The organism is Pseudomonas sp. FG86, assembly GCF_057808775.1.
The window spans coordinates 1-14,930 of the sequence record NZ_JBMDIS010000067.1 but is presented as its reverse complement, the minus strand read 5'-3'; the positions used below and the strand labels follow the sequence as shown (position 1 = coordinate 14,930).

Here is a 14,930-nt window from a genome sequence, read left to right as displayed (position 1 = left end):
GAGATTCCTTGAATGAACGCAACTGTCACAAATCTACGGCGTGGCCTAACATGGCGGAAGGCGCATGAGTTGCACTGAATACCTGCGTCAAACGCCTGATAGGAGCGCTGATGCCCGACCTCAACTTGCTGGTCACCCTGGATGTGCTGCTGGCCGAAGGCAGCGTCGCCCGCGCGGCCCAGCGCCTGGGCCTGAGCCCTTCGGCCATGAGCCGCGCCTTGGCGCGCCTGCGGCAAACCACGGGCGACCCGTTGCTGGTCCGCGCGGGCCGAAGCCTGGTACCGACGCCACGGGCGCTGGAGTTGCGTGAACAGGTCGGCCGCCTGGTGCAGGACGCCCAGGCCGTGTTGCGCCCCGTGCAATCCCTGGACATGGGCCAGGTGACACGTACGTTTACCTTGCGCACCAGCGAGGAGTTTGTTGAAAGCTTTGGCCCGGCGCTGCTGGCCCGTCTCGATCAGCAAGCCCCGGGTGTGCGCCTGCGCTTCGTCAACAAGACCGATAAAGACAACCTCTTGCTGCGTGAAGGCAGCGTCGACCTGGAAACCGGTGTGGTCGACCCCACCGCCAGCCCCGAAGTGCTGACCCAGGCGCTGTTTCGCGATCGCCTGATCGGCGTGGTGCGCAGCGGTCATGCCCTCAGTCAGGGCGACGTCAGCGCCGCACGTTTTGCCCAGGGCCGCCATGTGTATGTGTCCCGGCGCGGCCAGGCGCGCGGCCAGATCGACGATGCCCTCGAAGCGCTGGGCCTGGCTCGGCAGATCACCAGCATCGTCGCCGGTTTTTCCACCGCGATTGCCCTGGCCCGCAGCACCGACCTGATCGCCGCCGTTCCCGAGCGCTACACCGCCGACCGGCGCGACCTGTTCTGTTTCCCACTGCCACTGGCGCTGCCGACGTTCACTGTCGCGATGCTCTGGCACCCCCGCCTGGACGCCGACCTGGCCCATCGCTGGTTGCGCAGCTGTTTGCGCGAGGTGTGTGCCCAGCAGGTACAATCCGCGCTGCCTTGACGTGAAACCCAGGAATTTGCATGTTCAGCCTTACCCGCTACACCGCGCCGTGCCCCGAGCCGATCAACAGCCAGATCCTGCAGATGGTGGTGGACAACCTCACCGACATCAGCAGTGTGGCACTGCCGCCGAGCAACCTGCTCTACACCATCTACCAGTACGCCATTGGCTTTGAGGTGCACCTGTACCTTGAGGCGTTGGGTGGATCGAAGGGGATTGCGGTCGAGCTGGTCGTGGCGATGGAAGACGAACAGGTGATTGGCTTTTGCCTGTACTTACCGATGAAAGATGACCCTCAAGCGTGTGGTATCGCGTTCATGGCGGTGCAAGCCGGTTTTCGGCGCCAGGGCGTGGCGCGCGGAATGCTTCAGGACGTGCTGGCGCGCTATCCCCATGCCGAACTGGCATGTGCGGTGGAAAAGGTACCGGTGTTCGAAGCCATGGGTTTTCAAGTGCGAGCCGCGCGTGACACCCAGGTGCTGATGAACACCCGCGGCTACGCCAGCGATGGGCTGATGGGCGTGCTGGATGTAGCGTCTATCTACAGCTCGCTGGAGGTGCGGCAGATCCATACCTACCTGCTGCAAAAGCACGGCAAGCGCGCGATGGTGGATGCCGAGAAACAGCGCGATCGGCACCTGGATCAACTGGCGCGCAAGGCCCAGTTGTTTGTTGCGGGGCGCTAGCCCGGGCCGGGTTGGCTTTTTTTTGTGGCGAGCTGGCTTCTGTGGCGAGCGGGCTTGCCCCGCGTTGGAGTGCGCAGCGCTCCCGCTTTTTTGGGGCCGCTACGCAGCCCAACGCGGGGCAAGCCCGCTCGCCACAGAAGCCCGCTCGCCACAACAACAAGCCCGTCCAGTCTTCAGCTCCGTGAGCGATTGACCATCGCCAGAATCGTCGCCAGCAACTCCTGTTGCGCCTCTTCACGGCTGATTTCGCCACTGGCGGCTGCGTGGGACAACGCTTCCGCGGCACCCAGCATCGCCCGCAATCCTGCCTGTGATACCTGGCCAAAGGGCGCCAGCGCGGCGCGGCATTTGTCGAGAAAGATCGCCTCGTATTTGCGCTTGAGCGCTTCCAGCTCCGGCGAGCTGCTCAGTGCCGCAATCACCCCCGGAATTTCCCGGCCCTGCAATAACACGCAATCGACATAGCACGAGGCAATCACCCCTGCGCGCTCTTCCAAGGTCGCGCTGCTGGCGTCGAGGGCCTCGGCAAACACCTGGGTCTGACGCCCGTCGAAGTCTTCATACAGCGCGGCGAGCAACCCGGCGCGGGTGACGAAATGGTCGTAGACCACCGGCTTGGTCACGCCCGCCAGTTCCGCCAGGCGGCCCAGGGTCAGCGCTTCGGTGCCTTCCTCGCGCACCAGTTGCCAGGCCACATCCAATAATTGGCGCAGGCGATCTTCACGGGACAGGCGACGACGTGGGGCAGGGGATTCAGGGCTTGACATGCTTATATACCAAAAGTAACTTATCCGCGTTAACTTACTAAAAGTAGATTAAACCGAAAGGGAGTCAAAGTCATGCACGCACTCATCGTCGTTGCCCATCACGACCCACAATCGCTCACCCACGCCGTGGCCGCGCAGGTGGCTGCCGGGCTGACTGCGGCGGGCCACAGCTTCGAAATCGCCGACCTCGCAGCCGAAGGCTTCAACCCGCGCTACGCCGCCGCCGATCACCTGGTGCACCGTATCCGCGCTACGCCGCCGGCCGACGTATTGGCCGAACAAGCGCGCATCGACCATGCCGATGCGCTGGTGATAGCGTTCCCAATCTACTGGTGGTCCATGCCGGCGTTGCTCAAGGGCTGGGTCGACCGCGTTTTCGTCAACGGCTGGGCAATCGACTACGGCCCCGCCACGCCCGTGGTGAAAAAGCTGCGCCACTTGCGTGTGCACCTGCTGGCCCTGGGCGCCGCCGATGAAAGCGCCTTTGATCGACATGGCTATGCCAAGGCGATGCGCACGCAAATCGACTACGGGATCTTTGATTACTGCGGGGCCCAGGTGGTGACGTCGGAGCTGTTGCTGGAGTCGGAAGATGGCGCGGCGACCGCGCATCTGCAAACGGCCAAGGCGGTGGGGCAGAGACTGTTCGAGGCCGAGACGGTTACCGGTTGATTCAACCTTCGCGAAACAGATCGTGGGCGTCCAGCAGGCGGTAGGCAATTTCCGGGTTTTTCTCCAGGCCCCGACGAATCGCCGCCGGGATCGATTGTCGGGTCTTGCGGCACATGCCGGGCAGTTCGTCGATCACGATCTGAATCCCGCGCATGCTCTTGACCTCGGTGTGCCCCGGCGCGATGTGCACGCGAATGCCCAACAGTTCGTACATCCGCTGCTGCATACGTTCCAGGTCTTGCAGGTTCTGCAGGTTTTCAAGGCGTTCGAGCAGGCGTTTTTCTTCCTGGCGGGTCAGGCTGAGAATGCGCAGGTCGGCGCCGGGGGCTTGCAGCAATTGTTCGCGATCGCAGACGCAGGCGCCGGGTGGGCAGGGTTGGCGAATCGTCATGTTCATTCCCTCCCCATTCCGACGCGTTTTCCTCAGTAAGTCAGCGTCACACCGAGGCTGCCCAAGGCCTTCCAGTATTCAGGATAGGTCTTGGCCACGCAGTCCGGGTCTTGAATCCTGATGCCCGAGACCTTCAGCCCGGCGAGGGCAAAGCACATGGCAATGCGATGGTCGGCGTGGGTGTCGATCAGGGCGTTGCACGACGTGCCGGCCAACGCCGGGTCGGCGGCGACCAGCAAATCGTCGCCTTCAATGCTCGCCAGGCCCGGACGAATCTCGTTCAGGCCGTCATGCAGCGCCTGCACCCGATCACATTCCTTGACCCGCAGGTTGGCCAGTTCGGTGAAGCGTACCGGGGTGTTGTTGAACGCGGCCAGCACGGCCAGGGTGGGGATCGCATCCTGCATCTGCGAACCGACCACCGTGGCCTGCATGTGCGGGAACTGGGCAATTACGGCCTGGGCTTTGGCGTCCGGCTGGGTGAAGTCCTGCGCGGCCACGCCGATGTCGATGCGGCCGCCGGTCAACACTTCGGCAGCCCACAGGTACGTGGCGGCGGAAGCGTCGGGCTCGATCAGGTAGTCATGGGCGGTGTAGCCGGTGGGGGCCACGCGCCAGGTCGTGTCGTCGACCACCTCGACCTGCGCGCCGAACGCACGCATGCAGTCCAGGGTCAGGTCCACATACCCACGGGCGCCGATATCCTTGCCGGTCAGCGCCACTTCAATCGGCGCTTCGCCGCAGGCTGCGAGCATCAGCAGGGCCGAGACGTACTGGCTGGACAAGCCGCCATCGATCTCGAAGCGCTTGGCCTGGACCTTGCCGACGCCGTGCACGGTCACCGGGGGGCAGCCGGTCGGGCTCTCGACCTGGATGCCGTTCTCACGCAGGGTCGCCAGCAGCGGGCCGATCGGGCGTTTTTGCATGTAGTCGTCGCCGTCCAGCACCACGGTGCCTTGCACGGTGGCCACGGCGGCGGTGAGGAAGCGCATGGCGGTGCCGGCGTTGCCGAGGAACAGCGGTTGCGCCGGCAATTGCAGCTTGCCTGAACCGGTGACCACGAAGGTGGTGTCGTCCGGCTCATCGATGATCACGCCCATTTGGCGCAGGGCCACCGACATGTGCCGGGTGTCATCACTCTTCAGTGCGCCGCTCAGGCGACTGGTGCCGGTGGCCAGGGCCGCCAGCAGCAGGGCGCGGTTGGTAATGGATTTGGAGCCGGGGGGCGCGACCTTGCCAGTGAGGGGGAAATTGGGCGGTGTAACGGTCACGGTTTTCTGCGAACTCAAGGTACAAGGCTCCTGATTCAAGGCAAGGTGGTACGGAGTGGCCGACGGGCGGACCCGAATAATCGGGCATAGACGCCACGCTTGTCGAGGCTTAGCGCTGGGCGAGCCAGTAATCGTGCAGCGCCCGGGCGGCCGGTTCGATTGCGCTGGCGCGCTGCTGATGGGCCTGTACATCGAGGTCGGCCGGCAACTCGAAGTTGTCCTGTTCGGCGCACCAGGAGATTTTCTCCAGGTTCGCGGCCTGTTCAGCGGGCAGGTCCGGCCAGTTGCCGATCGCGGCACCACGGATATAACCAAAGCACCATTCTTCGGCGAGGGTCACGGTTTGCCCCTGATGCTCGGTGTCATCGAAGCGCGCCTTGAAACCCTGGGCATCGGTGGCCAGCTGTGTGGCGAGGGCGTTCATATGGCGTACGCACAGTTCGAGGAACTGCTTGGCTTGCTCGGCGCTTTCCCAGTCCGGGTTTTGCCCACCCCAGATCGCCGGGAACCATTCGGCGATATCCACCTGCGCCGGGCTGGACACCAAGGCCGTGAAGTAGCCGTCGAGCTCAGCCAGGTTCAGCACCGAATGGTCATCGCCGTACTGGAGCAGGGTGTCTTCGATAAATTCGAAATCGGCGGGGGTGAGGGGTTGGGTGAGCATGGGCATGTCCTTAAACGTCGAGCGCCGCTGATGGGGCGGCTTAAAGCGCGCAGGATGGCGCTTGGGCCGGCTTTTTTCCAGCACTTTCCCAGCGTTGGCACAGCTTGCTCACGCAGACCGCACCCACCACCGCGAGAATAATCGGTACCAGGAAGTCATGCTCGATACGGGTGAATTCCGCCACCAGCACGATCGCTGTCAGCGGCATGCTCATGCTGGCGGCCAGGAAAGCGGCCGCGCCGATGATCGCGAAAGCCCCCAACGGGACCCCCGGCCACGCCAGGCTCCAGGCGCCGCCGAGGATAATCGCCAGTAGCGCGCCGTTGGCCAGGCCGGGCGTCAACAGCCCGCCCTCGGCTCCGGCGCGCAGGCTGCTGGTGGTGATCAGCACCTTGACCAGCAGCAACAGTGCGGCCAGTCCGATCGTCAGTTCATTGTCGAAGCCCAATTGCGCCGGGCCTTTGCCATTGCCGAGGATCTGCGGTAGCAGCATCGCCAGGCCGCCGATGAGCGTGAAATTAATCAAGCACAGCACCGGCAGGCGCCAGCCGCGCGCGGCCTTCGCCCGCGCGGCGCCGGTCAGGCGCGTGAAACCGTAGGCGGCCATGCCAAACAGCGGCCCGCAGACCACGGCCCAGGCGATCAATGCCGGGCTCAGGACAAAATGCGGCACCACGTACTGCGCCTCCGCTCCCAACCCGATCCAGGCCACGGCCGCACCAATGGCCGAGGTCGTCAGGGCGATCAGCGCCGCGGGCCAACTGAACGCGCCCACCAGCACCTCCAGCACAAACACCGCGCCGCCCAGCGGCACGTTGTACACCGCCGCCAGGCCCGCGCCCGCGCCACAGGCAACGATCAAACGGTGCATATCCGGGGTCAGCCGCGCGCGTTGCGACAACCAACTGCCGGCCAGTGCGCCGACCTCGCGCGGCGCCACTTCACGGCCCAGGGGCGAGCCCAGCGCCACGGTGACGATCTGCAACAGGGCGTGGGCGAGGGTGGTCTTGGGCGGCATGATCGGCATCGTGGGTGACACCGCCTGCTTGATGCTCACCAGCGGGCGACCATAGCGATACACGGCCCACCAACCCAGGCCGGCGACCAGGCCGCACACCACCAATACCTGCAAGCGCCGCTCGGGGGGCGCGGCAGTGACACCCCGCAGAAAGGTTTCATGCCCGACCAGGCTGTCGAGGCTGTAGCCGTAGGCCAGGTGTTGAATGCCATGCAGCAGCAGCGCCAGGAGCATCCCGCCCAGGCCGGCGCCAATGCCGGTGAACACGACCACCAGGGCCAGAATCAACGATGAGCGAAACGTGGACGGCATAAACGACTCCAGACAGTGCCCCAGAGTGTATAGACGATAAACCGTCGGGCCTGGATGAAATGTATCGGCGTGCCGTCAACCCTGCGCTAGCTCATTCAATGGCATTCACCCGTCCTGTTTTTGGCCGATGCGCCCTTGTGCACCCTTGTTATAGTCTGGCCTTTCTCAATCGCCAGCCAGGGATCACTGCCATGTCCGAATACCAAGCTTTCGTCGTCGAACTCATCGGTAACGTTGCCCATGTGCAGATCAACCGCCCGGAAAAGATCAACGCGATGAACGCGGCGTTCTGGACCGAGATCATCGATATCTTCCAATGGGTGGAAGACACCGACGCCGTGCGCGCCGTGGTACTCAGCGGTGCCGGCAAGCATTTTTCGTCCGGTATCGACCTGATGATGCTGGCCTCGGTGGCCAATGCGTTCGGCAAGGACGTGGGCCGTAACGCACGCCTGCTGCGCCGCAAGATCCTTGAGTTGCAAGCCTCGTTCAACGCCGTCGACAACTGCCGCAAGCCGGTGCTGGCGGCGATCCAGGGTTACTGCATTGGGGGTGCCATCGACCTGATCAGCGCCTGCGACATGCGTTACGCCGCCCAGGATGCGCAATTCTCCATCAAGGAAATCGACATCGGCATGGCCGCTGACGTCGGCACCCTGCAACGCCTGCCGCGCATTATCGGCGACGGCATGCTGCGTGAGCTGGCCTATACCGGCCGCGCGTTCGGTGCCGAGGAAGCGCGCAGTATCGGCCTGGTCAATCGCGTGTATGCCGACCAGCAAAGCCTGTTGGCCGGCGTCCTGGAAATCGCCCATGAAATCGCCGCCAAATCGCCGATCGCCGTGACCGGTACCAAGGCCATGATCAGCTACATGCGTGACCATACGGTCAATGACGGCCTGGAATACGTTGCCACCTGGAACTCGGCTATGTTGCAATCCAACGACCTGCGCGTGGCCATCGCGGCCCATATGAGCAAGCAGAAACCCGAATTCGTGGATTGACTGACATGACCCCAGGCTGGATTACCACTACGCTGCTGGACAACCAAACCCCCGGCGGCTGGGCTGTCGCCCGCAGCCGCGACGGCTTTTTGCATGACACCAACGGCCCGCTGTTCCCACGGGAATGGCTCAAGCGCCAAGACCTTTCGGTGTTCGCCGAACACGGTATCGGCCACCTCGACGGCGAGCCGGTGTACCTGCTGGAGCTCAACGCCGCCAGCGAGGTCCCCGGCTGCAGCTGGCAGGGCCTGCGCGGCTTCATGTTGCAAGGTGATCACCGGCTTTACAAAGTGTTGGGCTATGCCGCGCAGATCGGTACCTGGGCCCGGGAACACCGGTTCTGCGGGAGTTGCGGGCAGGCCATGGTCCAGGTGCCCCGTGAGCGAGCGATGTTCTGTGAGGCCTGTGACCTGCGCAGCTACCCGCGTATCTCGCCAAGCATGATCGTGCTGGTGACACGCGGTGATGAGATCCTGCTGGCGCGTTCGCCACGCTTTGTGCCTGGGGTGTACAGCACGTTGGCGGGGTTTGCCGAACCGGGTGAGTCGGCCGAAGACTGCTTGATCCGTGAAGTGCGCGAAGAAGTGCAGGTGGAGGTGCGCAACATCCAGTACATGGGCAGCCAGTGCTGGCCGTTCCCTCACTCGATGATGCTGGGCTTCCATGCCGAGTACGCCGGCGGCGATATCGTGCCCCAGGCTGACGAAATCGAGGACGCGCAGTGGTTCAACATCCACGACCTGCCGCCGTTGCCGGCGTCACGCTCGATTGCGCGCTACCTGATCGACCTGTACGTCGCGCGTCGCTTAGGCCACGCTGAACCAGTGCTGCCAGGCTAGGCGTACAGTCAGGCCAAGGACCACGGTGATAAACACCGGGCGAATGAATTTGGCGCCGCCGCTGATTGCGCTGCGTGCGCCAAAGAATGCGCCGCACATCACCGAGATGCCCATGGCCAGGCCGACGATCCAATCCACCGAGCCGTTGAAGATAAACACCGACAGCGCCGCCGCGTTGCTGACGAAGTTCATGCTGCGCGCCACGCCGCTGGCCTTCACCAGGTCGATGGGGTGTAGCAGCATTGTGCTCACGGTCCAGAACGCGCCCGTACCTGGCCCGGCTACGCCATCATAGAAACCCAGGCCAAAGCCTTGGGTGCTTTGCCATTTCTTCTTGATCGGTGCATCGGCATCCAGCGCAGCCTTGGGTGTGCCGCCGAATAACAGGTACAGGCCACAGCCAAAGACAATGACCGGCAGCATCTTGTTCAGGGTTTCGGCGGGCAGGTAGTGGGCGACCACGGCCCCGGCCAGTGCGCCGACCAAGGTGCCGACGATGGCGTGCACCCATTGGCGCGGGTGGAACAGCTTGCGCCGGTAGAAGGTGAAGCTGGCGGTGGCCGAGCCGAAGGTGGAACTGAGCTTGTTGGTGCCCAACACCAGGTGGGGCGGCATGCCCGCGGTGAGCAGGGCCGGGGTGGTGAGCAACCCACCGCCGCCGGCGATGGCGTCGATGAAGCCGGCGATAAAGGCCACGACGGCCAGAATGGCGAGGGTGGTGAGGTCTACGCTGAGTTCGAAAGGCATTGGGCAGGGCTTAATGGTGGCAGGGCGCAGCAAAAGCGCTGTGCGAAGGGCCGCCATCTTACCTGCCTGAGGTACGCAGAACCAAATGTGGGAGGTGGCTTTCCCGATGAGGGTGTATCAGTGACAGATAAGCTGACTGACACACCCTCATCGTGGCATGGGTATCTACACAACTTTGGCATGGCCCTGAACCTGTGGCGAGGGAGCTTGCTCCCGTGACTGCTCGGGGGGCGACGGCTATCTAACGGATGCACCGCGACCTAAATGTGGGAGGGGGCTTGCCCCCGATGGCGGGCTCTGGGCCGACCATTTTTTTGGATTGGATCAAGTACATATCCATTGCTGCGGTAACGGCAACTTAGGGTTCCGCTCTTACAGCGGGTCACTTTTGGAAAAGAGCCCGGGATGCCGGCCCAGCCAAAAGTAACCAAAAGGGCTCTTGCCCCACCACTCGGCACCTCGCCCAGGCTCGGTGTGCCCGCAATCCGACATTGATTTGGGGGGCCGCCGCCACGCGCCATCCATGGCGCGGGGCGGCTAAACCGGCATCCCTGCCGGTTTACCCCCCAAATCACTGTCGAATTGCGGCCAGCGTGGTTTAACGGGGCGCCTGAGATCAAGATCAAGATCTAAAGCAAGATCAAGAGCGGCTCGCTTCGCATCGTGGTTAGCGTTGGTTGCTACACAGTTGTGTAGATACCCATGCTCATCGGGGGCAAGCCTCCTCCCACATGTTTTACCGTGCCCGCTTGGCTATTTGTGCGTGCCCAGCCACTCCAGCGCCGTGCGCCAGATGCAAATCCCGAGGAAATACGCCGACATCAGCGACCACAAGCCGAATGTCCACGGGTTGGTATTGGGGTAATCCACCACCATCAAAAAGCTGCACAGCAACCAGATCGTGGTCACCGCGATGTTGATCGGCATGAAACGCTTGACCCGGAACGGATGCAAAAACTTCATCGGCGTCACGGTCAGCAGCGCCAGGCCGATCACGGTCAACAAGGTCACCCAGGCGTCTGGCTGGATGATATACACGCAGAGGGCAACCACATTCCACGCGGCCGGGAAGCCGACGAAGTAGTTGTCCTTGCTCTTCATGTTCACGTTGCAGAAGCAGAACAACGACGACACCAGGATCACCGACACCGTGAACAAGTGGGTGAAGTCCGGCAGGTCGATATAGCGATAGATAAACAGTGCCGGGATAAATACGTAGGTCAGGTAGTCGATCACCAGGTCCAACACCGAACCGTCAAAGCTGGGCAGTACCGTGCTGACATTCACCCGCCGAGCCAGCGAGCCATCCACGCCATCGACCACCAGCGCCAGGCCCAGCCATAGCAGGCAAGCCTTGGGTGAGTTTTCCAGCAGCGCCAGGGTGGCCAGGAAGGCCAATACCACACCGGTGGCGGTAAAGCCGTGGGCGCCCCAGGCTTTCAGTCTGGCTACATGCAGGGTCGATATCACGGGCGGTTCTCCAAAGGTGAAACGGGGCAGCCGACGGTGTGACACCGTCGAGTCTGGCCAGGGAATGCAGGTATCGACCGGGAAGGGGGGGATAAGGTTCACCGCCCCGGTGTATTGCCTAGCGTAGCAAGCGTAGGACGATTCAGCATCAGCCCTGGCGGAACACCAGCGCCTTCAGGCCACTTTGCGCGTCGATATCCGGAAATTCCGGCGGGTTTTGCAGCCGTTCGATAAAGCGCAGGCCCGGTGCTTCGCGCGTGACGCTGTCGATCAGGAAGTCTTCGCCGAACGCCGGATCGTTCATGCATGCCAGCACCGTGCCCTGTGCCGTGAGCAAGTCCGGCAGGCGGCGCAGCACACGCTGGTAGTCCTTGGTCAACAGGAAGCTGCCTTTCTGGAAGGACGGCGGGTCGATGATCACCAGGTCGTAGGGGCCGCTATTCGTCACCTTGGCCCAGGACTTGAACAGGTCGTGGCCGAGGAAGGTCACTTTGCCCAGGTCATGACCGTTCAGCCGATGGTTGTCGCGGCCACGGCTGAGGGCGCCACGGGCCATGTCCAGGTTCACCACATGCTCGGCACCGCCTTCGATGGCGGCCACGGAGAAACCGCAGGTGTAGGCGAACAGGTTGAGTACCCGCTGGCCCTTGGCCTGCTCACGCACCCAATTGCGACCGTAGCGCATATCGAGGAACAGACCGCTGTTCTGTTTTTTCCCCAGGTCGATCAAATAGCGCAGGCCGCCTTCGGTGATCGTCAACGCGTCGACGGTTTCGCCGAACAACCATTCGGTGGTGCTTTGCGGCAGGTAACGGTGTTGCAAGGCGACGCTGCGCACGCCGTACCGCGCCCATTCGAAAGTGCTCAACCACTGCTTCAAGGCATCCAGCTGCGCCGTTTCCGGTTCCTTGAACAGCGCGACCAGCACCACTCCTTGCAACCAATCGACCGTCAGTTGCTCCAGGCCCGGCCAGCAGCGGCCACGGCCGTGGAACAGGCGGCGGGTTTCCGTGGGCGCATCGGCCAGGGCCGTGAGCAGGTGGGCATGCAGCGTGGCGAGTGCGTCTGGGTTCATCGTTGTGCGTCATTCATTGAGCGGGCGGCATTTTAAACACAGTTGCGGTTTTTTTGTGAGGGATGGACACGGCGCTGGAGCACAACGTGCTGGGAAAAATCTGATTGGCAGTGATTCATGCTCAAAATGCGCTCTGAAGCGCCTGAAAATAGGCAAAAAATCCTCCGTCACCGACATAAACTGGAAAAAAGCCCGGAGGTGCCCATGAATGGTTTCGCGAGTGCAGTGAATCACACCGCAGTGGACGACGAAGAACTGAGCGAATGGCGCGATGCCCTGGCCTCACTGGTGGCCAACGCCGGCCCCGCGCGTGCACGGCAGATCCTTGACCTGCTGGCCCGCGAAGGCCGTGCCCCCCACATCGATTGGAAACCGCGCCACGGCACGCCCTATGTCAACAGCATCAGCGTCGACCAGCAGCCGGCATTTCCCGGTGACCTGGCCACCGAGGAGCGCCTGGCCTCGTTGGTGCGCTGGAATGCCTTGGCCATGGTCGTGCGCGCCAACCAGGCCTATGGCGAACTCGGCGGCCATATCGCCAGCTACGCCAGTGCGGCGGATTTGTTCGAAGTGGGCTTCAACCACTTTTTCCGCGCACGCAACGACGGGTTTGGCGGCGACCTGGTGTTCTATCAACCTCATTCCGCTCCCGGTATCTATGCGCGCGCTTTCCTTGAAGGGCGCCTGAGCGAACAGGACCTGGCTCACTATCGCCAGGAAATCGGCGCGGCCAAGGCCGGTGCGCGGGGGCTCTCCAGTTACCCTCATCCGTGGTTGATGCCGGACTTCTGGCAATTTCCCACCGGTTCCATGGGCATTGGCCCGATCAGCTCGATTTTCCAGGCGCGCTTTATGCGCTACCTGCAGCATCGCGGCTTGCAGGACACCACCGACCGCCATGTGTGGGGCGTGTTCGGCGACGGCGAGATGGACGAACCGGAAAGCATGTCGGCCCTGACCCTGGCCGCCCGCGAAGGCCTCGACAACCTGACCTGGGTGGTCAATTGCAACCTGCAACGTCTCGACGGCCCGGTGCGCGGCAATGGGCGGATCATCGATGAACTGGAGGCCTTGTTCGGTGGCGCGGGCTGGAACGTGATCAAGCTGGTGTGGGGCTCGGACTGGGATGCCTTGCTCGCCAACGACGCCGACGGTGCGCTGGTCGATACCCTGTCGCACACCGTGGACGGGCAATTCCAGACCTTCGCGGCCAAGGACGGGGCCTATAATCGCGAACATTTTTTTGGCCAAAGCCCATCCCTGGCCGCTCTGGTCGAGGGCATGAGTGATGAACAGATCGACCGGCTCAAGCGTGGCGGCCATGACATGGTCAAGATCCACGCCGCCTACCACGCCGCGCGTCGGGTCAAGGGCAAGCCCACGGTGATCCTGGCCCAGACCAAAAAGGGCTTCGGCATGGGCGAGGCCGGGCAGGGCAAGATGACCACCCACCAACAGAAGAAGCTCGATCGCGAAGCACTGATCGCCTTTCGCAATCGCTTCCAACTGCCCCTGTCGGATGCGCAGGCCGAATCCCTGAGTTTCTTCAAGCCGGCGGATGACAGCCTTGAACTGCGCTACCTGCACCAGCGGCGCCAGGCCCTGGGCGGTTATGTGCCCAGCCGCCGCCAGCTCGCCGCGCCGGTTACCGTGCCTCCCGTGACGGGGTACGCCGGTTTTGCCACGGCCGCCGACGGCAAGGAAATGTCCACCACCATGGCCTTCGTGCGCATGCTGACCAACCTGCTCAAGGACAAGGCCCTCGGCCCGCGCATCGTGCCCATCGTTGCCGATGAGGCGCGGACCTTCGGCATGGCCAACCTGTTCAAGCAGATTGGTATCTATTCCAGCGTCGGCCAGCGCTACGAGCCGGAAGACATTGGCTCGATCCTCAGTTACCGCGAAGCCACCGACGGGCAAATCCTCGAAGAGGGCATCAGCGAGGCCAGTGCCATCAGTTCCTGGGTCGCGGCAGCCACCAGCTACTCTGTTCACGGCCTGCGCATGTTGCCCTTCTACATCTATTACTCGATGTTTGGCTTTCAGCGTGTGGGGGACCTGATCTGGGCCGCCGCTGACCAGCGTGCCCGCGGCTTCCTGCTCGGCGCCACCGCCGGGCGTACCACCCTGGGCGGTGAAGGCTTGCAGCACCAGGACGGCAGCAGTCACCTGACCGCCGCCACGGTGCCCAATTGCCGCGCCTACGATCCGGCCTTTGCCGGCGAGTTTGCGGTGATCCTCGACCATGGCATGCGCCAGATGCTCGAACACGACGTAGACGAGTTCTACTACGTGACCCTGATGAACGAAAACTACCCGCAACCGACTCTGCCCCAGGGCGTGGAGGGCGCAATTATCAAGGGCTTGTATCGCCTGGAAGGCGCCAGCGCCGCTCAAGTACGCCTGCTGGGCTCCGGCACGTTGTTGCGCGAAGCCCAGGCGGCGGCGCAGTTGCTGGCAGATGATTGGCAGGTGGCGAGCGAAGTGTTCAGCGTCACCAGCTTCAGCGAACTGGCCCGCGAGGCGCGCGAGGTGGAACGCTGGAATCGCCTGCATCCGCTGCAGGTCGCACGCACCAGTCACCTGGCAGACTGCTTGCCCACCGGCGCGCCGGTGGTGGCGGTATCTGACTACGTGCGGGCGGTGCCGCAGATGATCGGTTCGTACCTGGACTCCAGCTACACCGTGCTCGGCACCGATGGTTTCGGACGCAGTGATACACGGGCGGCGTTGCGCGATTTCTTTGAGGTGGATCGTCATCACATTGTGCTGGCTGCACTGACCGCGTTGGTAGAGCAGGGCAGTCTGGAACCGCGGGTATGCCAGCGGGCGATTGAGCAGTATGGCCTGCTGCCGGAGCGCGTCGCTTCCTGGGCCTCTTGAACAACGCAGAGCAAGTGGGAAGGCTGAGCAAACAGTCACCTGTGGCGAGCGGGCTGTTGTGGCGAGCGGGCTTGCTGTGGCGAGCGGGCTTGCCCCGCGTTGGGCTGCGAAGCAGCCC

Annotated in this window: 14 protein-coding genes; 6 read left to right on the top strand and 8 right to left on the bottom strand. The window is 63.1% G+C overall.

Features of this window, described 5'->3' with window-relative positions; genetic code table 11:
* The first annotated feature begins 110 nt into the window (after positions 1 to 110).
* Together ACODSV_RS27800 and ACODSV_RS27795 are read left to right on the top strand one after the other, a co-directional pair.
* Positions 111 to 1,013: a LysR family transcriptional regulator gene (locus ACODSV_RS27800; protein ID WP_024075175.1), complete on the top strand. Its 903-nt coding sequence runs from the start codon at positions 111 to 113 to the stop codon at positions 1,011 to 1,013.
* Between the two features lie 20 nt (positions 1,014 to 1,033).
* Positions 1,034 to 1,699 (top strand): GNAT family N-acetyltransferase, encoded by a 666-nt coding sequence (locus ACODSV_RS27795; protein ID WP_150054755.1) that lies wholly within the window; start codon positions 1,034 to 1,036, stop codon positions 1,697 to 1,699.
* Between the two features lie 173 nt (positions 1,700 to 1,872).
* Here the strand turns inward: ACODSV_RS27795 and ACODSV_RS27790 are convergent, their stop codons facing one another.
* Positions 1,873 to 2,466 carry a TetR/AcrR family transcriptional regulator gene (locus ACODSV_RS27790; protein ID WP_150055947.1) on the bottom strand — a complete coding sequence of 198 codons (594 nt, stop codon included), beginning with the start codon at positions 2,464 to 2,466 and terminating at the stop codon, positions 1,873 to 1,875.
* 72 nt (positions 2,467 to 2,538) lie between these two features.
* Here ACODSV_RS27790 and ACODSV_RS27785 point away from each other — a divergent pair, with 72 nt between their 5' ends.
* Entirely contained in the window at positions 2,539 to 3,138 is a 600-nt protein-coding gene (locus ACODSV_RS27785; RefSeq protein WP_150055946.1) for an NAD(P)H-dependent oxidoreductase, read from the top strand.
* Between the two features lies 1 nt (position 3,139).
* On the opposite strand, the gene ACODSV_RS27780 is transcribed toward ACODSV_RS27785, so the two are convergent.
* The 4 genes from ACODSV_RS27780 to ACODSV_RS27765 all read right to left on the bottom strand — a co-directional run bounded on the left by ACODSV_RS27780 (position 3,140) and on the right by ACODSV_RS27765 (position 6,794).
* Positions 3,140 to 3,529: a hypothetical protein gene (locus ACODSV_RS27780; protein WP_041161191.1), complete on the bottom strand. Its 390-nt coding sequence runs from the start codon at positions 3,527 to 3,529 to the stop codon at positions 3,140 to 3,142.
* A 32-nt stretch (positions 3,530 to 3,561) separates the two neighbouring features.
* On the bottom strand, positions 3,562 to 4,818 hold the full coding sequence (gene aroA, locus ACODSV_RS27775; protein WP_150095342.1) for a 3-phosphoshikimate 1-carboxyvinyltransferase: 1,257 nt from the start codon (positions 4,816 to 4,818) through the stop codon (positions 3,562 to 3,564).
* 91 nt (positions 4,819 to 4,909) lie between these two features.
* Complete coding sequence (locus ACODSV_RS27770; RefSeq protein WP_024075181.1) at positions 4,910 to 5,464, bottom strand: UPF0149 family protein; 555 nt, start codon at positions 5,462 to 5,464, stop codon at positions 4,910 to 4,912.
* A gap of 40 nt (positions 5,465 to 5,504) precedes the next feature.
* A complete protein-coding gene (locus tag ACODSV_RS27765) occupies positions 5,505 to 6,794 on the bottom strand; it encodes a chloride channel protein (protein ID WP_150055944.1) in 1,290 nt (429 codons plus the stop codon).
* A 191-nt stretch (positions 6,795 to 6,985) separates the two neighbouring features.
* On the opposite strand from ACODSV_RS27765, the gene ACODSV_RS27760 reads away from it, so the two are divergent.
* Positions 6,986 to 7,798, top strand: a complete 813-nt coding sequence (locus ACODSV_RS27760) for a crotonase/enoyl-CoA hydratase family protein (RefSeq protein ID WP_150055943.1) — start codon at positions 6,986 to 6,988, stop codon at positions 7,796 to 7,798.
* A 5-nt stretch (positions 7,799 to 7,803) separates the two neighbouring features.
* The gene (nudC, locus tag ACODSV_RS27755) at positions 7,804 to 8,637 is read left to right on the top strand and encodes an NAD(+) diphosphatase (protein WP_069075891.1); all 834 of its coding nucleotides are present in this window, start codon (positions 7,804 to 7,806) and stop codon (positions 8,635 to 8,637) included.
* On the opposite strand, the gene ACODSV_RS27750 is transcribed toward nudC, so the two are convergent.
* The 3 genes from ACODSV_RS27750 to ACODSV_RS27740 form a co-directional block, all read right to left on the bottom strand.
* On the bottom strand, positions 8,605 to 9,384 hold the full coding sequence (locus tag ACODSV_RS27750) for a TSUP family transporter (RefSeq protein ID WP_041161192.1): 780 nt from the start codon (positions 9,382 to 9,384) through the stop codon (positions 8,605 to 8,607). The genes nudC and ACODSV_RS27750 overlap by 33 nt on opposite strands.
* A 753-nt stretch (positions 9,385 to 10,137) precedes the next feature.
* Complete coding sequence (gene pcsA / locus ACODSV_RS27745; RefSeq protein ID WP_024075186.1) at positions 10,138 to 10,854, bottom strand: phosphatidylcholine synthase; 717 nt, start codon at positions 10,852 to 10,854, stop codon at positions 10,138 to 10,140.
* A 148-nt stretch (positions 10,855 to 11,002) separates the two neighbouring features.
* Positions 11,003 to 11,929, bottom strand: coding sequence for a class I SAM-dependent methyltransferase (locus ACODSV_RS27740; protein WP_150055020.1), 927 nt, complete (start codon positions 11,927 to 11,929; stop codon positions 11,003 to 11,005).
* A 204-nt stretch (positions 11,930 to 12,133) separates the two neighbouring features.
* Between ACODSV_RS27740 and mdeB the strand changes: the two genes are divergently transcribed.
* Positions 12,134 to 14,812, top strand: coding sequence for an alpha-ketoglutarate dehydrogenase (gene mdeB / locus ACODSV_RS27735; protein WP_150095535.1), 2,679 nt, complete (start codon positions 12,134 to 12,136; stop codon positions 14,810 to 14,812).
* The last annotated feature ends 118 nt before the right edge of the window (positions 14,813 to 14,930 follow it).